General features: G+C 31.6%; 21 protein-coding genes. 9 read left to right on the top strand and 12 right to left on the bottom strand.

Going from position 1 to position 21,061, the window contains the following annotated elements; genetic code table 11:
• Positions 1–52: 52 nt before the first annotated feature.
• Positions 53–1,162 carry a glycosyltransferase family 2 protein gene (locus FOF46_RS03505; RefSeq protein WP_333924394.1) on the bottom strand — a complete coding sequence of 370 codons (1,110 nt, stop codon included), beginning with the start codon at positions 1,160–1,162 and terminating at the stop codon, positions 53–55.
• 43 nt (positions 1,163–1,205) lie between these two features.
• Complete coding sequence (recR, locus tag FOF46_RS03500; protein ID WP_109437178.1) at positions 1,206–1,826, bottom strand: recombination mediator RecR; 621 nt, start codon at positions 1,824–1,826, stop codon at positions 1,206–1,208.
• 108 nt (positions 1,827–1,934) lie between these two features.
• On the opposite strand from recR, the gene FOF46_RS31320 reads away from it, so the two are divergent.
• From FOF46_RS31320 to FOF46_RS03480, 5 genes are all read left to right on the top strand, one after another.
• Entirely contained in the window at positions 1,935–2,102 is a 168-nt protein-coding gene (locus tag FOF46_RS31320; RefSeq protein WP_167571735.1) for a hypothetical protein, read from the top strand.
• Positions 2,103–2,120: 18 nt separating this feature from the next.
• The gene (locus FOF46_RS03495; RefSeq protein WP_109437179.1) at positions 2,121–2,696 is read left to right on the top strand and encodes a cob(I)yrinic acid a,c-diamide adenosyltransferase; all 576 of its coding nucleotides are present in this window, start codon (positions 2,121–2,123) and stop codon (positions 2,694–2,696) included.
• 136 nt (positions 2,697–2,832) lie between these two features.
• Entirely contained in the window at positions 2,833–3,054 is a 222-nt protein-coding gene (locus tag FOF46_RS03490; protein ID WP_008272287.1) for a DUF2795 domain-containing protein, read from the top strand.
• Between the two features lie 234 nt (positions 3,055–3,288).
• Positions 3,289–6,660, top strand: coding sequence for a preprotein translocase subunit SecA (gene secA, locus FOF46_RS03485; RefSeq protein WP_109437180.1), 3,372 nt, complete (start codon positions 3,289–3,291; stop codon positions 6,658–6,660).
• 419 nt (positions 6,661–7,079) lie between these two features.
• A complete protein-coding gene (locus FOF46_RS03480) occupies positions 7,080–9,008 on the top strand; it encodes an Ig-like domain-containing protein (RefSeq protein WP_167571734.1) in 1,929 nt (642 codons plus the stop codon).
• Between the two features lie 101 nt (positions 9,009–9,109).
• Here the strand turns inward: FOF46_RS03480 and FOF46_RS03475 are convergent, their stop codons facing one another.
• From FOF46_RS03475 to FOF46_RS03460, 4 genes are all read right to left on the bottom strand, one after another.
• Positions 9,110–9,796, bottom strand: coding sequence for a peptidoglycan DD-metalloendopeptidase family protein (locus FOF46_RS03475; RefSeq protein WP_109437182.1), 687 nt, complete (start codon positions 9,794–9,796; stop codon positions 9,110–9,112).
• A 3-nt stretch (positions 9,797–9,799) separates the two neighbouring features.
• Entirely contained in the window at positions 9,800–11,128 is a 1,329-nt protein-coding gene (locus FOF46_RS03470; protein WP_143915471.1) for a flavin-containing monooxygenase, read from the bottom strand.
• A gap of 91 nt (positions 11,129–11,219) precedes the next feature.
• Positions 11,220–11,609 carry a hypothetical protein gene (locus FOF46_RS03465; protein ID WP_109437184.1) on the bottom strand — a complete coding sequence of 130 codons (390 nt, stop codon included), beginning with the start codon at positions 11,607–11,609 and terminating at the stop codon, positions 11,220–11,222.
• Positions 11,593–12,180, bottom strand: a complete 588-nt coding sequence (locus FOF46_RS03460) for an RNA polymerase sigma factor (protein ID WP_143915470.1) — start codon at positions 12,178–12,180, stop codon at positions 11,593–11,595. Before FOF46_RS03460 ends, FOF46_RS03465 begins: the two co-directional genes overlap by 17 nt.
• Positions 12,181–12,330: 150 nt before the next feature.
• Between FOF46_RS03460 and FOF46_RS03455 the strand changes: the two genes are divergently transcribed.
• The gene (locus tag FOF46_RS03455; RefSeq protein ID WP_109437186.1) at positions 12,331–12,681 is read left to right on the top strand and encodes a DUF6249 domain-containing protein; all 351 of its coding nucleotides are present in this window, start codon (positions 12,331–12,333) and stop codon (positions 12,679–12,681) included.
• A 355-nt stretch (positions 12,682–13,036) separates the two neighbouring features.
• Here the strand turns inward: FOF46_RS03455 and FOF46_RS03450 are convergent, their stop codons facing one another.
• The 4 genes from FOF46_RS03450 to FOF46_RS03435 all read right to left on the bottom strand — a co-directional run bounded on the left by FOF46_RS03450 (position 13,037) and on the right by FOF46_RS03435 (position 16,645).
• Complete coding sequence (locus FOF46_RS03450) at positions 13,037–13,675, bottom strand: hypothetical protein (RefSeq protein WP_109437187.1); 639 nt, start codon at positions 13,673–13,675, stop codon at positions 13,037–13,039.
• A gap of 526 nt (positions 13,676–14,201) precedes the next feature.
• Positions 14,202–15,572 (bottom strand): hypothetical protein, encoded by a 1,371-nt coding sequence (locus tag FOF46_RS03445; protein ID WP_143915469.1) that lies wholly within the window; start codon positions 15,570–15,572, stop codon positions 14,202–14,204.
• The gene (locus FOF46_RS03440; protein ID WP_143915468.1) at positions 15,556–16,170 is read right to left on the bottom strand and encodes a hypothetical protein; all 615 of its coding nucleotides are present in this window, start codon (positions 16,168–16,170) and stop codon (positions 15,556–15,558) included. Before FOF46_RS03440 ends, FOF46_RS03445 begins: the two co-directional genes overlap by 17 nt.
• The gene (locus FOF46_RS03435; RefSeq protein WP_109437258.1) at positions 16,154–16,645 is read right to left on the bottom strand and encodes an RNA polymerase sigma factor; all 492 of its coding nucleotides are present in this window, start codon (positions 16,643–16,645) and stop codon (positions 16,154–16,156) included. The genes FOF46_RS03440 and FOF46_RS03435 overlap by 17 nt, the downstream gene beginning before the upstream one ends.
• Before the next feature lie 289 nt (positions 16,646–16,934).
• Here FOF46_RS03435 and FOF46_RS03430 point away from each other — a divergent pair, with 289 nt between their 5' ends.
• From FOF46_RS03430 to meaB, 3 genes are all read left to right on the top strand, one after another.
• Entirely contained in the window at positions 16,935–17,159 is a 225-nt protein-coding gene (locus FOF46_RS03430; protein ID WP_143915467.1) for a hypothetical protein, read from the top strand.
• A gap of 78 nt (positions 17,160–17,237) precedes the next feature.
• The gene (locus tag FOF46_RS03425; RefSeq protein ID WP_143915466.1) at positions 17,238–17,792 is read left to right on the top strand and encodes a DUF2911 domain-containing protein; all 555 of its coding nucleotides are present in this window, start codon (positions 17,238–17,240) and stop codon (positions 17,790–17,792) included.
• An 88-nt stretch (positions 17,793–17,880) separates the two neighbouring features.
• Positions 17,881–18,957, top strand: a complete 1,077-nt coding sequence (meaB, locus tag FOF46_RS03420) for a methylmalonyl Co-A mutase-associated GTPase MeaB (protein WP_143915465.1) — start codon at positions 17,881–17,883, stop codon at positions 18,955–18,957.
• A 5-nt stretch (positions 18,958–18,962) separates the two neighbouring features.
• Here meaB and FOF46_RS03415 read toward each other — a convergent pair whose 3' ends face one another.
• Together FOF46_RS03415 and FOF46_RS03410 are read right to left on the bottom strand one after the other, a co-directional pair.
• The gene (locus FOF46_RS03415) at positions 18,963–20,234 is read right to left on the bottom strand and encodes an acyloxyacyl hydrolase (protein ID WP_143915464.1); all 1,272 of its coding nucleotides are present in this window, start codon (positions 20,232–20,234) and stop codon (positions 18,963–18,965) included.
• Between the two features lie 490 nt (positions 20,235–20,724).
• A complete protein-coding gene (locus FOF46_RS03410; RefSeq protein ID WP_143915463.1) occupies positions 20,725–21,003 on the bottom strand; it encodes a hypothetical protein in 279 nt (92 codons plus the stop codon).
• Positions 21,004–21,061: the final 58 nt, after the last annotated feature.

Raw genomic sequence — 21,061 nt, 5'->3', positions numbered from 1 at the left:
GAATTTACTTAAAATTCGACTTAAAAATTATTTTTTATCTATTAAAATTTATTTAAAATACTAAAACCTCTCCTTTTCCATCGCTGAAATTACTTCCTATAATATAATCACAATTTGCAGGTCTAATTTTAAATGTACAATTACTTGTTTTAAGGTTTTGTATTGCTCGAATAATCTCTGTAAAAGAGATAAAATTGTTATCAAAGATAATCTCGATATTTTTATCTCCCAAATTTACTATGGATTCTATTGACACTTTTTCTATTCTTTGATTCACTTTATCACATAATCTTTCCCATACATTATGATTATCAGAAACCAAATAATAGTGATCGATTATTCTTTTTTCTTTATCATAATTACGGAATGATTGTATAACCGAAACCAAACGTATTGCAATAGAAACCAATTTATCCAAAAACCAATTACTCCTAAAGTGTTTTTTATAGAATATTCGCATTGCTCCATAAAATCTTTGTATATATACTGCATTACGATCCGTGCTTTCTCCTTTGTAATGAATTGCTGTGATTTCACCTACGTAATAATTCTGTAATCCCTTCTTTTTTATTTTATATGAGATATCAATATCTTCTCCATACATAAAGTAATCTTCATCAAAACCTTCTATTGTAAGATAATTTTTCTTTTTCACCAAGAGAAAAGCTCCTACAAGAATATCTACATCTCCTATTTCCTCTTCTAAAACATGATCTGCATAATAGCTTTTTACGTTTCCTAATCTAATTTTAAAAAGTCTTCGAAAAGAAGTTAATGGTGAAGGGATATTGCGCTTACTTTCCGGCAGAAAATTACCTGTACCATCTATTAATCTAGGACCTAAGAAGCCTACATTTGGCAAACGATCTGCAACACTTATCAATGTATCAAAAACATCTACTCCTACTACCGTGTCAGGATTAAGGATGCACACATATTCTCCTTTTGCCTTTGCCACACCCTGATTATTAGCTTTAGCAAATCCTACATTATCTGTATTTTCAATAAGAATTACCTCTGGAAACCGATTTTTGAGCATCTCACAACTATCATCCACCGAATTATTGTCTACAACTATAATTTCAGCATCCATAGCCTGTATCGCCTCTTTAACGCTTTGCAAGCAAAGTTCTAAGAAATAACGTACGTTATAGTTAATAATGACAACAGATAACTTCAGGGTATTAGCTTTTTATTTAAAAGAATTATGAACTTTTTAATGCATTTTCAAAAGGAATTCGATTCAAAATACTTCGTCCTAAGGTAACCTCATCTGCATATTCTAATTCATCATTAACTCCAATTCCTCTTGCAATAGTAGAAGTTTTTATATCTATTCCTTCTAATTGCTTATACATATAAAAATTGGTAGTATCTCCTTCCATAGTAGCACTTAATGCAAATATTAATTCACTTACCATTCCTGATTTAACTTTTTCGATTAGAGAAGTGATATTAAGATCAAGCGGCCCAATACCATCTAGTGGACTTATTTTTCCTCCTAAAACATGATACAATCCTCTATATTGACCTGTACTCTCAATAGCCATAACATCACGTATATCCTCTACGACACAAATAATCTCACGAATTCGATTGGGATTACTACAAATATCACAAGTGTCTGTATCACTGATACTATGACATGTTTTACAAAATTTAATATCTTGACGTAATGCCCCCAGAGCTTTTACCAAATGTTCTGTTTGAGTTTCAGGTTGTCTCAGCAAATGTAATACCAACCTCAATGCCGTACGTTTTCCTATACCGGGTAATTGCGACATTTCATAAACTGCGTTTTCTAATAATTTTGAAGAAAATTCCATAGCACAACAAATTTAACATTTTTAATGAAGATCGCTTTATAAATACTATAGTATTCTTACTATGCGGTTGAAACGTTTTTTGCTACTTTTACCTAAAAAGTAGGAATAATGTTAGATGCTCTTTCTGAAGAAACACAACTCATCTTAGTGGTTATTATCATCGCTGTCTTATTTATTATCATTTCATGGAATACAAAACGAAACAAAAGCAAGCTGTATGATCGTGATAAGCGTAATTTTAGAAAGAATTATTTAAAGAAAAAGAAAAATAAATAGTATTAAAATATAATTCAAATGAAGATATATACAAAAACAGGTGATAAAGGAACTACTGCTCTATTTGGAGGAACCAGAGTTCCCAAACATCATATTCGTATAGATAGTTATGGCACTGTTGATGAACTAAATTCACATATAGGTCTTATCAGAGATCAAAAAATCGATGAACTCAGTAAACAAGTATTAATTAAAATACAAGATAAACTTTTTGCTGTAGGAGCTGTTTTAGCAACTGATCCAGAAAAAGCTATTCTTAAAAGTGGTCAGAAAAGACTTAATATACCTACTATTTCTATAGAAGACATAGAACTTCTGGAAAATGAAATTGATCGTATGAATGAATCTTTGCCACCAATGACACATTTTGTATTACCTGGAGGCCATCAAACTGTGTCATTCTGTCACATTGCTCGTTGTGTATGCAGAAGAGCTGAGCGTTTAGCGACAGCATTATATGAAATATCACCTTTTGAAGAAGCTACATTACAATACCTAAACCGACTATCTGACTACCTTTTTGTACTGGCACGAAAGTTGTCCCACGATTTAAGAGCAGAAGAAATAAAATGGATTCCCGCAAAAAAATCTTAAAATTCTACTGTTAAAAAGTTTCTTATAGGAAACCCTAAAAAATCACGTTCTTATAATTATTGTTTAAATAATTAATTTTTTACTTGACTTTTTAAACTAAAAAATTATTTTTGCAAAAAATTAAACCAGTAAGCATATGTATTGGACTTTAGAATTAGCATCATATTTAAGTGATGCACCTTGGCCAGCTACAAAAGACGAGTTGATAGATTACGCAATTCGTACTGGAGCACCTTTAGAGGTTGTAGAAAACCTGCAAGCAATTGAAGATGAAGGAGATTCATATGACTCTATAGAGGAAATATGGCCTGATTATCCTACCGATGAAGATTATCTTTGGAATGAGGATGAATATTAAATAAATGAAATAGTATTAAAAGTCTCGCAAGAGGCTTTTTTTTTGCGTAAATTACGCCGCTTTTGTGGTTATTTACTGCTTAAAAGTATTGTATAATCAGACCTTTTTAGGTCTTGAGATAAGCATGTATTCCAAAATGATTGGAATCAGACTTGACGTTACCTCATTTAGTAGGTTAAACCAATTAGTTTCATTTTGAAATTAAAATCTCAATAAACAACACAACCATATATTATGGGAATTTTAGATTCTGTATTAAAAGTATTTGTTGGAGATAAATCCAAAAAAGACATTAAAGAGATTCAACCAAAGGTTGAACTTATAAAACAAGCAGAAAAGGCATTATCTAGCCTTTCTCATGATGAATTACGTGCTAAAACTATTGAATTCAAAAATAGCATTAATGAAGCTCGTGAAAAAATCAATGAAAAGATTGAAGTACTTATCAAAGAAGCTGATGACACAGAAGATATTGATAGAAAAGAAGATATTTATGGTGAAATTGATGTCTTAAAAGAAGATGCATACAAAGCTACAGAAAAAGCTTTAAACGATATCCTTCCCGAAGCTTTTGCCGTTGTAAAAGAAACTGCAAAACGTTTTGCTGAGAATACATCAATAGAAGTTACTGCATCTGCATACGATCGTGAACTCTCTGGAACCAGAGACCATATCACCCTTGACGGCGAAAAAGCAATTTGGTCTACAAGCTGGGATGCTGCAGGTAAAGAAGTAAAATGGGATATGGTACACTACGATGTACAACTTGTAGGAGGAGTCACGTTGCATGAAGGAAAAGTAGCAGAAATGCAAACAGGGGAAGGAAAAACTCTGGTAGCAACGCTTCCTGTATATCTTAATGCACTATCTGGTAATGGGGTTCACCTGGTTACTGTAAATGATTATCTTGCCCGTCGTGATAGCGAATGGATGGCACCTATTTTTCAATTTCACGGACTTACGGTAGATTGTATTGATAACCATAGACCTAACTCTGCAGAGCGTAGAGCTGCTTATAATGCTGATATCACATACGGTACCAACAATGAATTTGGCTTTGATTATTTAAGAGATAATATGTCTCATGCACCAGAGGATTTAGTACAACGCCCTCATAATTATGCTATTATTGATGAGGTAGATTCTGTATTAATTGATGACGCACGTACACCTCTTATTATATCTGGAGCTATTCCAAAAGGAGATGTTCATGAATTTGATGAGTTAAAACCAAAAATTGCAGATGTTGTTTCTGTACAACAAAAGTACCTTACTACAGTCCTTGCAGAAGCCAAAAAGCTAATAAAAGAAGGAGACGCTAAAGAAGGTGGATTTAAATTACTACAGGTATATCGAGGAATTCCTAAAAACAAAGCATTGATTAAGTTTTTAAGTGAAGAAGGAGTTAAACAACTACTTCAAAAAACAGAAAACTTCTATATGCAGGACAACAATCGTGAAATGCACAAGATTGATGCCGATTTATATTATGTAATTGAAGAAAAAAACAACCAAATAGATCTTACTGATAAAGGAGTAGATTATCTTTCTGGTAAAGAAAATCCTGATTTCTTTGTTTTACCACAGATTGGAATGGAAATCGCCAAAATCGAAGGTGAAGGATTATCCAAAGAAGACGAAGCAGAAAAGAAAGAAGATCTTTTTAGAGACTATAGTGTAAAGAGTGAACGTATTCATACCCTTCGCCAATTATTAAAAGCATATTCTTTATTTGAAAAAGATGTTGAATATGTGGTTATGGACAATAAGGTAAAAATTGTTGACGAACAGACAGGTCGTATCATGGATGGACGTCGATATAGTGATGGGTTACATCAGGCAATTGAAGCAAAAGAAAACGTAAAAATTGAAGACGCAACTCAAACTTTTGCAACGGTAACTCTTCAAAATTACTTCAGAATGTACGGTAAGTTATCTGGGATGACTGGTACTGCAGTAACTGAAGCTGGAGAACTTTGGGAAATCTATAAATTAGATGTTGTAGAAATACCAACCAACAGACCTATTGCCAGAAAAGACATGGAAGATTTGGTATACAAAACCAAACGCGAAAAATATAATGCTGTTATAGAACAAGTTACAGAGTTATCTCGTGCAGGAAGACCTGTATTAATTGGTACAACTTCTGTAGAGATTTCTGAATTATTAGGTCGAATGCTTACTATTCGTAAAGTCCCACATAATGTCTTAAACGCAAAACTTCATAAAAAAGAAGCTGATATTGTAGCTGAAGCTGGTAATCCAGGAGTTGTAACTATTGCAACCAATATGGCAGGACGTGGTACCGATATCAAATTATCAGACGAAGTCAAAGCTGCGGGAGGTCTTGCAATTGTAGGAACAGAACGTCATGATTCTCGTCGTGTAGATAGACAATTACGTGGTCGTGCTGGTCGTCAAGGAGATCCAGGAAGTTCACAGTTCTATGTGTCCTTAGAAGATAACTTAATGCGTTTATTTGGTTCTGAACGAATTGCAAAAATGATGGATAGAATGGGATTAAAAGAGGGAGAAGTAATTCAACACTCTATGATCTCTAAATCTATTGAAAGAGCCCAGAAAAAAGTTGAAGAGAATAATTTTGGAGTACGTAAACGACTTCTAGAATATGACGATGTAATGAATGCTCAACGTGAAGTGGTGTACAAACGTCGTTATCATGCACTTTTTGGGGAACGTCTTCGTGTGGATATCGCCAATATGATCTATGATACTGTAGAAGTAATCACAGAAGGAAACAAAGGAGCACAAGATTTTAAAAATTTTGAATTTGAATTGATTCGATACTTTTCTATGAGTAGTCCGATTTCTGAACAAGAATTTGAAAAAATGGATGCGCAGAAGATCGCCGGAGAAGTATATAAAGTAGCATATCAGCATTATCAGGATAAAATGAAACGTAACGCTGATACAGCTTACCCTGTACTTAAACAAGTATATGAAAACTTATCGAAAAGCAATCCAGATGTTGATAAAATTCCAATCAGAGTTCCTTTTACAGATGGAGTAAAAAGTCTTGAAGTAATCACAAACTTAAAGAAAGCATGTGAAACTGAAGGAAAACAATTAATTACTGATTTCGAAAAAAATATTACACTTGCTATTATTGATGATGCCTGGAAAACTCATCTTCGTAAAATGGATGAATTAAAACAGAGTGTACAATTAGCAGTTCATGAACAGAAAGATCCATTACTAATTTACAAATTTGAAGCTTTTGAATTGTTTAAAGTAATGATTGAAGAAGTTAATAAAGATGTTATTTCATTTTTATTTAAGGGTGAATTACCAACTGGCGACTCACAAGACATCTCTGAAGCTCGTCAAGTACGAAAAAGAGAAAACCTGGAAACTTCTAAAGAAGAAATACCTAATATGGATGAGCGTGCCGCTCAAAATAGAGCTGCAGGGCAAACTCAAGGCCAACCACAAGTTACTGAGACTATTGTACGTGAACAACCAAAAATCGGACGTAACGACAGAGTTACTATCAAACATGTAATGAGTGGAGAGAACAAAACCGTAAAATACAAACAAGCTATCCCATTAATCGAAAAAGGAGAATGGGTTTTGGTTAACGAATAAAACTGTATAAACTCTATACATTATTTAAAAACCTGAAGTTAATTCTTCAGGTTTTTTGTTTTTTACTTAAACTATATTGATTGATGTGTATTTCTATATCCAAAAACCCATAAACCAATCAAAAACAACAACTTACTCTTCAGCAAACACCTCATAAACTAGTCCAAATTTATAAATATCACTAATCTTACTTTGTTAATACGTACCATCTTTCTCTACATTTACTTTTTTTGTAAAAAATAAAGGAAGCGTTGCCTTTTAAAATTAAACGTGTATAATACACCTTCTACTAAAGAAGATGGTTTTGGGGAAAACAAAAAATAATTAAAATTCTAAACAAACATTCTAATATTATGATGTCTAAGAAACAATCAAATATGCAGAGTCACAATACTAATGTAAATCACTATTCATTTGCTATGAAAAAATATATAACAAAATCGATACTTTTCTTATCGATAGTTCTATTAGGGATAGGTTGTAGTGAAGATGAAGCTGATCCTATAAACCCCGACAATGAAAATTCTGAAAACTCAGACATTCAATTCGAGGATAATGATATTTCATTTAATTTGGTTAATCTAAAATGGTCAGCGGTTTCCGGACCAAATAACGAAGAGGTAGTATATGACATTTATTTGGGGGATACCAAAATTAAGGACAGTAACGAAGATACAGATTACACTTTAACTAAATTAGAAGCGAATACAGAATATTCTGGTCGTATTGTACCAAAAACTGTAGATAGTAAAACTTCATTATTAAATAGTAAGACCAATCATAAAAATGCTAAAGAAAGTATTGAATTAGATCCTATCTCTTTTATTGTTAAAACGAAACAATTTGCAGATCCTAGTGCTCCAACACCAGAAATTTCGAATATTACAGTAAATAGTATCATCAATAATGGTGCAACGCTTAATTGGGATACAGCTACTATAAGTGATGGATCTCAAATCACTTATAACATATATCTAGAAGGAGATTTAATTGCCAATAGTCTTACAAATAACACGTACATTTTTGAAAATTTAGAACCCAAAACATTGTACAAAGGAATATTGTTAGCAATAAGTACGAATCAAAAATCAGTTGCTTTAGATTTTGAATTCACAACATTACCCAGCTCAGATGAAATCCCTTTAACTGGTTTCGCATTTTTTAGAGGAGCATCAATAAGCTACCCAGCAAGCGATTGGTTACAATTAATCCCTATATTTTCTCCTATAGATGCAAATGCTGTAGATCTTAACTGGACAAGTAGTGATGAATCAATCGCCACAGTAGATGAATCTGGTTATGTACACACTAAACCAAAAATAGGAGTAATTACAATTACTGCCTCCTCGGTAGACAATCCCCAAATAACCCAATCAATAGAAATAACAGTAACTGAAAGAATACCAAATGGTGATCGATTTATCTCTACACAACCAAGAAGATCTTCTATTTTAATTGGTGGCGTACAAAAAATTCAAATCAATGACTTTAATGTAAAACCAGATGATATAAGAGATTTTGTATTTACATCGAGCGATCCGAGCATTGCGACTGTAGACAATGATGGTAATGTAGCTGGTGTGGCATTAGGAACCGTAGCCATTACAGCAACATCTGCCAGCAATCCTGATTTGACCGATTCTGTAATGTTACGTGTGGTAAAAGACCCTATCCCAATTACCGGTTTTATTTTTTACTATGATAATCCACGCTCATTATTTGTTGGGCAACAACAGAATCTTTATCCAAAAATACTACCAGTAGATGCCACAAATCAAGAACTTATATTCACGTCAACTAATCCAAGTATTTTAGAAATATCAAGAGGGTTTGCCAAGGCCATCACCCCAGGGAACACAAGTGTTATTATTACCTCGGTAGAAGATAATTCAATCTCGGAAACTAGAGGTTTTAATGTTATCGCAGACCCTATAACACTTAATCAAAATACAGGTTTATATACTGCTCCTGCAAATTCTGAAGTAGTTATGCAATTATTTGCATATTTAGATGTGGATCCACAATCTAGTGCTCAATTCACAGAAATGACTATACAATATTCTGTGAAAGATAGTTCTGGCACAGAATTACTAAATCAATCTAATCCAACAGACATAGTACAGATAAATGTTTCAGAAAATCCTGATGGAACAAAATATGTAGATGCTTACGCTGAAGCAATAAAGTTTCAAATGCCTGCAGATGGTAAAGTGACTATTAGCATTGTGGAAGTTAGGCTTTTTAATAGTCAAGATTTTTTCTTACAACAGTTAGATCTTGATATTACTAATAATCAAGGGCCAAGAAAAACGCTAACTATTCCGATAGATAGTGTTATACTAGATTAATTTTGTATAGCTCTAATACTAAAAAGACAAAGGTGTTCATTAAATGAGCACCTTTATTTTTATAGAATATTTTTTTTAGTGGGGTACATAGTATTAAACAACTATATTTTCAACAAAAGATTAGGGTCTGGGCAATTTTGCAAATAAAACTCCAGGTCTTTTTTATTAGAAACTCCAGGGTAATCTCCAATATTTCCTTGCATATCTTTAATAACCTGAAAATGCAAATGAGGAGCATAATCTCCATTTACTGATGCAGTTCCCAAAGCAGCTATAGTTTGTCCCGCTTTTACAGGGTCTCCAACAGTAATTCCTGAAAGTGACCCTAAACTTAAATGCCCATACAAGCTATAAAACACAACATCATCTAATGCATGTTCTAGAATAATGGTTGGCCCGTAATCTCCAAAATTATTATTGTTTTTGAAGCTATGAATTTTACCATCAAGAGGGGCGAGTATTTTGGTTTCTGCATCACACCAAATATCTATCCCCAAATGAATATTACGTTCTGTTTCTGGATTATGCTGATTAAAATGAGAACTCCTGCTATAAATCCCCCTTACTTCATTATAACCACCATAAGCTACCTTTGCTTTGTTTTGAGCTATATATTCCTTTATATACACCTCAAATGCTCTTGAAGAGGATACATTTATAGTATCTAAGTCTGGATTGGTCGCAGAAAGATCAATCGCAACATAATCTTCTTTAACGAATTCTGAATCTACCACAGAAATAAAATCATGTGAGATATTTTTTATCTTTTTTTTAAAATTATCATTCATTATCTAAGTACTTTGTGAAATAGTTTTTGGTATTTTCGACTTCCATTTTTTGGGTAATTGTTTTAGCAGTTCTTTCTTAAACAAATGATAATCCACTGTTATAGTATGTCTAGGCGTATTAATTTGCTTATAATGTGGATGAGTCACTTCACGTTGGCACAGTTTTTCAATAGTAGAAGGCATTTCCCATTCTCCCACTAAATAATTTGCTAAAATCTTACTCTGTAATTCTGCTCCCGGCCAAATACACCCTAAAGGTTGAAACATCCCAATAAAAAACAGATCATGATATTCTTGATGAAACATTTTTAAATACAAAGGCACTGGTCCGCTACTATAATCAATAAACGATCTATCAAAAAATGTATGTTTCAAAATATATCCTGTGCAAGCTATGATTACATCAAACTCTTCACTTGTGCCATCTTTAAAATAAACCATCTTCTCATTTAGTCGCTCAATATCTTTCTTAGGATGTACTTTACCATGACGAATTTTATATAATAATTCATCATTTATTGTTGGGTGTGTTTCTCCAAATTTTGTTTTCACTTCTGGTAATCCATATAGCTTATTTTTACCTAACATCAAGTTTAACAATTTGTCATTAAGCCAGCTTCTAATTTTTACAGGCATCCATGATGAACGAGCTCCTACAATATCAGAGGGTAGTCCAAAGAAAAATTTAGGGATAATACGATAGCCTCTCCTCCAGCTAATACTTGTTTTTTTACTTACCCTACTAGTTTCTACTGCCACATCACAAGCAGAGTTACCACCACCGATTACCAAAACTCTTTTATCTGCAAAAGGCGAAGCTTTTTTATAATGATGAGAATGTATAAACTGACCTGTAAACATACCCGAATATTTTGGTACTCTAGGTACAGAATGATGACCATTGCAAATCACTAAATCTGTAAAAATCTCTGTATACTGTTTTCCCTTATGTGTTATAGTAATATGCCATTCATTTTTATGTATACGTTTACAATGTTGTACCGAAGTCTCAAATTGAATATAAGGGTATAGCTCAAAATGTCTGGCATAGGCTTGAAAATAACGTCTTAACTCGTCATGAGAAGGATAATCGGCTACTGTTTCATCAAAATCGTCAAAAGTAAAATCTTCATATTGTGATAATGTTTTAGAACTTATTATATGGGTAGTTTCAAAAACACTAGAATGGCTTTCTTCTTCTGAATAGATCCAATTACCTCCTACTTCATTATTTCTGTCGAAACAGATGACATTAAGCTCCTTATCTTTTATATTTTTTAACGCTGTTATTCCGCTAGGACCTGCTCCTATAACACAAATTCTTCTTTCCATTTAGATGATATGATCCCTAATTAATAGATCTGTAAAATAGAAAATGTGTTGCAGTTTAAAAAATATTTCCCGGGAGATATACTAATCACCTCTAAAAACTACTATCTATTCTTCTCTTTAGTATTGGTATTTGTACAAAAAATAAAAGTGCGAGAAATAATATACCATAGAGGGTTGTCTTATGAAGTGTAAAGTCTGAAAATGGATTATCCAGATCTATAACCTTTAAAAAAGAAAAGTCAATGGTATGCAAAATAGATACTTCATTATCAGACAAAAGCAATAAAATCCCTAGTATTGACACAATCACCAAAGCAACTATCAACCATGTTTTTTTTGATATTAAGGGAGTGTAATTCAATGATTTTTGAGAAGAAACTTCTATTTCCTTCATTATATTATTCATAAAATTTGCAGAAGGAGATTCTAATCCTGCCTCTTTAACCAAATGTTGGATATCATTTTTATATTGCTCTTCCATTTTTACTACTAATTTCTGGAGAAATGTGATATTTCAATATCGAATATAGTTTTTTTCTACCACGATAGAGTTTTATTTTCACATTATCTGCCGTTAGATCCGTCATTTCAACAATCTCCTTTACACTTTTTTCGTCAAAGTAATACCATGTTATGATAGCAGCTTCATCTTTAGCAAGCTTCATTATACTATTTGAAATTATCTTTTTTCGTTCTTTGGCTTGTAAATAATTTAATGCATCATTTACCAATTCTATTTCACCCTCATTAATTTCTTCGATAAGTTCTGAGGTTATCATACGCTTACTTTTCTTCAAAGCATCCAAACTCTTTCTGTATGCTATAGTATACAACCAAGTAGAAAATTTCGCATCTCCTCTATAATTATCTAGAGATTTAAATGCTTTTATAAAAGAATCCTGCGCCACTTCTTCTGCTTCTTCTTTATTTTTGATCATACGATATACTACAGTGTACACTAAGTTCTGATAACGTTCTATCAAAACAGAAAAAGCATTCACCTGCCCTTCGAGAACTTGATTGATATAATATTGATCTGATTGATGGTTCATTTCTTCATAAGACGATAGCGTATAAGTATAGGTTACATAAATTTTAATAAAAAGTACAAAATATATTTTTTATCTTTTTTTTGTAACCGCTTTGAATCATACTTCGTCTTAATTAGAAAACGAACAGTATAATCATTTAAATCAAAAATTATGAGTTTTATCGAAGCACTAATACCATTATCCATATTTGGATCTATTTTTGGAATATTCTATTTATTTATTGCAGCTAGAAATAAAGAACGCATGGCACTTATAGAAAAGGGGGCAGATGCTTCTATCTTTTATAGTAGCAAAGAGAAAAGAGTTACCCCTATATGGAAAGTTTTTATCTTAAACCTATCCTTATTATTAATGGGAATTGGGATTGGGATTTTTATAGCTGGAATTTTACATTTATCTATCGGTGTTGATGAAGATATAGCATATCCAGGAACAATCTTTTTAATGGCTGGAGTAGGATTATTTACTGGCTTTAACATGACTAAAAACTTAGACAAATAAACAAGCCTTTGTTTTTGTAAAAAAACTATGCCTGTACAATGATGTACAGGCATAGTTTTTTTACCTATTTTTTATTCTTCATATATCTTTATACATCTTTGTCTTTGTATATCTTACGCAAAATAAAGACATGATAAACCTAATGTAAAGCATCATATAACTTCTTTCTTTCATAGACCCTCTATCCTTATTCATATACATTATTTTATCGTTCACCATTTATTTTAAATAAAACGTAAACCGATGATATAACACTGTTCTAAAAATAAGAATGCCTAATTGATCAAAATATATTAATACACAAAAAAACCTTTCAAATTATGAAAGGCTTTTTTTTATATCTATCAATTTATTATTACATATCTGCCACTTGATCTTCGTCAACAAACTTCTCTAATACTACAGAATCTCCTCTATCATTTTCTAAAACATATACACCTGCAGGCAATTGACTTAAATCAACATAATTTGTTGTTTTAGATAAAACATGAACTGTATTTTTCACTTCAAATAACTTAATTTTATCTCCGTCTTCAAAATCTATCACTTTAACTATATCTCCTTCTCTTTCTACAGCAAGAAGATTTGTTTCTGCGTTTTCATAGTAATGGATAAATTCTTGTTCTACATTAATATCTGCAGGAACAAAAGTTCTTTCACTATCATTTTCTAATACAAAATCAGTTTCACTATGCTCAATAACTCCTTCAATACTAATTTCTTCTTCTAAACGCTCGATAACTACTGATCTACCTTCATTATTTTCTAACAAATAAGATCCCATTGGTAATTGACTAAGATCTATCTCTCCATGTGTTTTTGATAAAACATGGTCTCCAGTCTCTACTTCAAATAACTTAATTTTATCTCCCTCTTGAAAATCTACAACCATCACTACTAGACCATCCATCTCTACTTCTAAAGATTGATCCATGTCATTTGCATAACTGTTTAAGAATAAAAATAAACTAAAAATATATGCTATCAATTTCATCTTTGTATTCTTTATTCGTAATAAGGTTTAATATTAATTTATTACGGTTTTACCATACAATGATATTACATAATTATTGTTAAACAAATTAAAAATCAGACTTTTAGATCAAACGTTTTTGTTTTTCGACAAAAGACACAAAAAATGTTAAATTTTCCTTTATTTAATGTTAATTCATTGATTTTTAATAGATTACACTTATCGAATACTAAAAAAACCAGATAAAAAGCATTATTCACTAGATTAAAAGAAACATCTACCTATCATTCTTACGTTTTATTCTGTATAATTAAGTACAAAAAATGCAATTTGATACTTTAGATTTAATATTATCTGAGTGTAAATACAATACCATTAATCAATCAACTGTAGTAAATATTTTTTGTTTTACCGCTTGTAAAAGGTTATCATATCTTTTTAATTGCAGGGAAACATTTACTACATATAATGACTAAAAAAGCCCTATCAGTTTAAAAAACCGATAGAGCTTTCTTATAATTAACACTACATTACTTACTACGAAAAACTATTTATTATTTAATACAACTTCACTATATTTTGCATTAATAGTGATCATTTTGTCTGTACTACGTGTTTTTTTAAACCCATTAATAAAAACGTTTCCAAAATTCTTTCTAGTATTTATTTCTAACGTTTTGGGTAAAGAAATTATACTTTGTGCTCCAGTATATGATAAGTTAAATGCTGTATCTGGCAAGTTTAACTTAAAATCACTGTTTTGAACTGCCAAATCCAAAGTAGAGAAAGATTCTCCTAACTTAGCAATGGTAATCACACCAAAACTTCCTGAGATGGCACCATTTTCGCTAAGCTCCTGAATATAAATGTTACTAGAATCTGCATTGACCAATAAATTCTTAGCATTTTGAATTCTACAATTCTTCACATAATTTACCACAAGTCGACCGTTATTCCATTCTCTTACAAATACCGGGGAGTAAGAAGCTTTAATAAACGTCTGTTTACCATCAATTACATTAGCAGAAAGCTTTGTATGCGATAGAGATGCTCTAATATCATTAGATTTTTCTGCTAACTGTACGTCCCCATGACGGATATTAAGTCTTAACTTAGCTCCTTTGGGCATACGTATTTTTATAATTTTACTGGTGTTCTTTGTATTTATTTTTCTGGCACTATATTGATATACTGTAATATTAGCAGTTCCTTTTTGTTGATTTTCAACATCTTTTGAAAATTGAGTAGACCAAGCATCCATCTGTCTACCGTATTGTTCTCCCCAAGTTTCTACACGAATTTCTTTTTGACCAGTCACTCCTTTTGATGTATTATCAAACTGAGCCCATTTTTGGTTTTCCTTACTTACATCATCGCTAAGTTTTTCTCGTATTTGGCTCTCCCATTGTTGAATATATTTTTCATCATTCTTATTAACCTTACCATTACTGTAGTTAACATTAGCTTGATGATCAGAAAGAGCACTTGGCATAGGATTTTTTTCAATGTTCTCCATAAGAGGGCTCAACATATCAGTAATTACCGGGCCCAACATTCTTAATTCCTGTAAGTTTTTGCTCATTCGAATACTAGAAGCTGTAACATTTCCACTCCATAAATTACCAGCGGCAGAACTAATAGTTACTTCACGATTATTTCCTCTTACATTTATTTGCCAACTATCAAGTATACGTTGACTATTTTCGTTAGATCCGCTACCTTCTAAATACGCTTCTACTGCTATTGAATTTTTATTCCAGGTTTCAAAAACAATATTAGTATGACTTGTATTTAAATTTACAACTACATCATCATCTACGGTAAATTTTTTATTTAACTTATCTTGTTTATCCTGAGCTAATAATCCTACACAGCACAATACCCCAAGTACAGTAACACAATTAAGCTTGTATCTCATTGTAATTTTCATTTTCAATGCTCTCTAATTCTTTTAGTTTGTCTTTTAGTCTATTTAATAATGATAATCTTATAGTTAGGTTTTCCATCATAGCCTCTACGCTTTGTACATTTGGCCCCACCTCTATTAATTCTCTATTTAGTTTTTGATATTCTTTATCAAGATTATCCAATCGAGCCATAAAACTTTCTACTAATTCTCTATTTGTATCATCAATCGTGATCTGTGATAATTGAAATTTTATACTCGTCAATATGCTATTTTCTACTTCTTGATATTCTGGAGATATTTCTGCAAGTGTAGAAGATTGTTTATTCAAATTCACAGTAGCATTTACAACATTAGAATCATTTACATCAACTACTTCTATTCCTTCTGAGCTTTCTCCCCCTAGCTGATTAAAAGTTAATACCGAAATAGAAAGAATCACAACTATGCTGGCTGCTATCTTAAGCCATTTATAATTTAAACTTCGTGTTTTTTTCTGAGGAAGTTCTTTTTCTAATCTAGACATAAACCTGAATTCATGTCCTTGTTTTATTTTTTCTGAAGGAATCTGTCTATCTTGTTTTAATAGCTCTCTAATATCTTGTGCCATCTTTCAAATGTTTTAATTGTTCCTGTAGCTGTTTTTTTCCTCTATGTACTAATGTTCTTGATGAAACAGGGGTAATGTCTAATACTTCACTTATTTCATTATGATCATATCCTTCTATCAAAAACAGCATGACCGCATATCTATACTTTTCTGGTAATTTCTCAATCGCTTTTTTTACTTCATCTACAGTTACAGAATCGGATACTGACCAATCATTCTGTTCTTCTACTGTAGTCATAACCTGCTCATTAATTGCAACCATATTCATTTTCTTAGCTTTAAGCATATCAATGCTTTTATTAATAACAATACGCTTAAGCCAAGCTCCAAAGGTTACATCACCAGTAAATTGATGAAGTCTAGTAAATGCCTTAATAAAAGATTCTTGCATAGCTTCCTCTGCCTCAAACGGATCTTTAAGAAATCGCAATGCTACATAATACATACCATCACAGTATTTATTATAGAGTTTCATTTGCGCTCTACGATCGTTAGTTCTACATTGTTCTATTAGCTCGCTTTGTAACAAACTTAATTTACTTTAGGTTAGTGATTATTATTTAAAAAACAGTTTTAAATCGTATTCATATATAGAGACGATATATACATATACTGTGTTGCAAAATTATACATAAAAAACATACATTCACAACAAAGCACTGAATATCAAATAATTAATAAAAAATTAACTATTGTATAAGTAAGTTTTTAGGCTATAACTGACTATCATACACACTTTTATTAATTATTAACCACACAAAATCATGTATAATTTAAAAAAGAATGTAGAACATAATGATGATGATGTTGAAGATCTATTTAATCTTTTAGAAAAAAACCTTAACTGCTCTCAAACACTAATACATCATATTGATGCTTTTATTGAGCGCAAACATCCAAATGAAAACATGCTTAATGTTCTAACCACTGTCAGAAATACTTGCGCTGTAAATGCAATGAACATTACCAGATTAACCAGATCATTTTAAGTTGGTCTTTTTTTATGAATTTATAAACATAGTTCTAAACTGTAAAAGGGCTATATTTAAAAATTAAATAACATTATTATGCCAAAACTTTTAAAAAGAATAGTTTTTATTTTATTTGGACTTGTAATCATTGGATTTGCAGGAATGTATTTTATGAAGCAAAATACTAAAAAACATAGTCCAGAAGAAATCGTTACCCATACAGCAAAAGATGCAACTTTTACAGTATTTTATAATCGCCCATATAAAAAAGATAGAGAAATATTTGGAAAATTGGTTCCTTATAATCAAGTATGGAGAACAGGGGCCAATGAAGCAACGACCTTTACTACAGATAAAGACATTTTTGTAGACGGCACCACCCTTAAAGCTGGAACTTATACTTTATGGACTATTCCAAATCAAAAATCCTGGAAAGTAATTTTTAACAGTCAAGAGTATGGATGGGGGGTAAACATGGATGGTGCTTCAAAAAGAGATCCAGCGTTTGATGCACTTATTGTAGAAGTTCCTACACAACCTTTATTAAATATCATAGAACAGTTTTCTATTTATTTTGAAAATGCAAATGAATTTACCATACTCTACCTGGCATGGGATAGAACCGCAGTAGCGGTTCCCATTAAAGTGTAAAAGGTTAATTATTTAATTTGATAACACAATCCTATTAATTTTCAGGTTTCCAAATAAGGAATTTATAACTTTGCTATAAAGCTATCTTGTGTCTAAAGATCAAACCAAACATAAAAGTCAATCTCCCAAAGTACCTTCTAGTACTACAGGATATGCCATTGATAGATTTAAAAGACTACAACAAAAAGAGGTTTCTGTAAAAGTTATATTTGACGAAATTATTAATAAAGACACCGCGGCTTTAAGCAAAGGTATTACTCTAATTGAAAGTACGAAGCAAAAGCATTCTAAAAAGGCTCAACAACTTGTTGAAATGTGTCTTCCTTATGCAAACAATTCTATACGAATAGGAATTACAGGAGTTCCTGGGGTGGGAAAAAGTACTTTTATAGAAGCCTTGGGTAATCTATTAATTCAAAAGGGAAAGAAAGTAGCAGTTTTGGCTGTAGATCCTAGTAGTACCATATCTCATGGAAGTATTCTTGGAGATAAGACCAGAATGGAATCACTCGTACGTTCTTCAGAAGCCTTTATTCGTCCTTCTCCATCAGGAAAATCCCTTGGCGGAGTTGCTCAAAAAACCAGAGAATCTATTATTCTTTGTGAAGCCGCTGGATATGATGTTATTATTATTGAAACTGTAGGCGTAGGACAAAGTGAAACAGCAGTACATAGTATGGTGGATTTCTTTTTATTGCTAAAATTAGCAGGAGCAGGAGATGAATTACAAGGTATTAAAAGAGGTATCATCGAGATGGCAGATGCTCTGGTCATTAATAAAGCAGATGGAGACAACCTATTAAGAGCTAGAAAAGCCAAAAATCAATTTAGAAAAGCATTACATTTATACCCACTTGCACAAAGTACATGGTCTCCAGAAGTATTAACGTGTAGTGCTTTAGAAGGTTCTGGCATTGAAGATATTTGGGAATTGATTCTGAAATACCAAGAGGTCACTTCTAAAAATGGCTTTTTTGAAGAAAATAGAATTCAGCAAAATAAATTTTGGCTTCTGCAAACTATAGAAGAACAACTAAAAAGTTCATTTTATAATAACCCAAAAATCAAAGATGAATTAAATTCACAAATCCAAGGGGTCCAACAAAACAAAATTACTCCTTTTGCTGCTGCACATTATTTATTAGAATTGAGTAAAGAAAAGTAAGCAGCTTAATTAGAACGTGTGTGTTTTCTTTCTTTAAAATTAAATCGATATACATACCCTAAACTAAGATCAGAAAAATCAGCTTGTCCTAGGTTAGCATTAATACTAGCCCCGATATAGATATTATTCTTAGGAGACTTGTTAGTATTAAACAAATAGTATTTTATCTCTAGCTTTGACGATATAGTTCGTTTTATCTGGTAATATGAGTCTAATTCTCCAAGTCTGGTATATTCTCCTTTAAAGAAATATCCTTGACTAAGTTGCCAGTCAATTTTATAAAAAGGTTTATAAATATTTATACCAAGGTCTATTTCTACTCCCACATGCCCCATTAAAAACTCTGTACTTGCAAAAAAACCTAAATTTGTTGCATATCGGTAAGGGTTATCTCTAAAATTAGGTACTTGCTCGCTTATTAGCGGTCCATTTTCATTTATATGATCATAATATTGTTCATAAAATCGATAATAAAACCCAGCGCCAAACTTAAAAGTTCTGTTTATAATTTTACCAGCAGACAACGCTATTGAATATACTTCTTTTTTGTCATTATAAATACGAGAAAGTACATTTTGACCAATCCCTATCCTTCCAGAAAAATAAGTTTCTGAAGAACGAATTCTTTTCTCTTTTTGAATGATTCGATCTTTATCAGAAGTTTTGTCTTCTTTTCCTATATTAGAAGATAAACTAACTAGAAATGAATTAAGTCCTTGATTTGGCAATCTTGTATGGCCATTAGAATAATGAGTATACCCAAAGCCCAAGCGCCAATTTAGTGCCTCTTTTTTAAATATATCATAATAAACAAATGATCTAAAAGCCCAATTAATTTTTGTGGTAACGGCTTGATTAAAAGGATTGGTATCTGGATGAAATTGCTTATCTATATAGGAACTCCCCATACCTATATTTAAATTCCATCTACTAGAATATTTTCGAAATATTCCAACTTCAATAAATGGCATTACTGTATACGCCATTCCTAATTTTTCAGTATTCCCAAAATCGGTTACACCAAGTGAAACTCCCGTTTTTGGATAACCTAATAAGATTGCCCATTGTTGATCAATCATTCTACTACGTCTTCCAAAACTCACAAAAAACGATTTTTGTAATTTGGTTTCTGGAAAACCAGTATTAGCTTCTCCTGTTTTTCCTATTAAAATTTCTGGCACTACAAAGAATGGCCTCTTATCTGTACTATTAGATATTTGACTATGTACCTTTATCCCAATAAAAAAAATAAGCAAATAATATCCCTTATGCTTCATTCACTTTTATTACACAACCTCCAAACAGGCTTCCCCTCACCTTAATTTTTGACAGGTTATATTTGTTAAACTAATCTTTTACTTAAGTATTATTTTATTTTTAATCACATATAATGCAATGAAAGATTGTAAATTAAGTAAAAAAAATTAAGTTTTCTATAACATTTTCTTAACAAAAAGATATAATAAAGCACTAGCGCCTATTCACTAAGTAAAAAAATATGCGTTTTATGTATTTAAGATAATTAACTTCAGGAAGGGTTAATATGATGTATTGACACTATCTTTCATTAGATTTTGGTATACAATATTACTCCATACTTCTCTACCTTTGAAGAATTAATCTCCAAAAGCATAACAGAAAAAAATGCAGGGATAGGTTTATCTTTGATGAAGTTCTTAAAAAATATTTTAAGTTCAATTATGAAAGGTATACCTAAAAAAGTCGAATGGTAAAGAATATGAATAAAATTAAATTATAATCATATTACTATTCGATATCTAACTCTCCTACCTGTTCATCATTTACTGCCGAAGGAATATCAACACCTGGGCCATCAAAACTCTGCATAGAATCAGCTAGCCTCTTACTAATTTTAACCAAATAAATTGTATCATTTGTTTTTACTTCAACAGCTTCAATAGCTTCATTATGCTGATTTCTAAATGAGATAATATCGTCATCATTATATCCATCTGGAAATTTCTCTACTAAAAGATTTAAAATGTTTTTATTTAATTTCTTGTAGTCAACAATTACTCTTTTCATGATCTGTAGTAGGTTTAGGTTAATACGTATACAATAACAAATAACATGCACGCATGTA

The sequence above is a fragment of the Aquimarina algiphila genome, assembly GCF_007489275.1.
Lineage (GTDB): Bacteria > Bacteroidota > Bacteroidia > Flavobacteriales > Flavobacteriaceae > Aquimarina > Aquimarina algiphila.
This window is presented reverse-complemented; position numbering and strand designations above follow the sequence as displayed.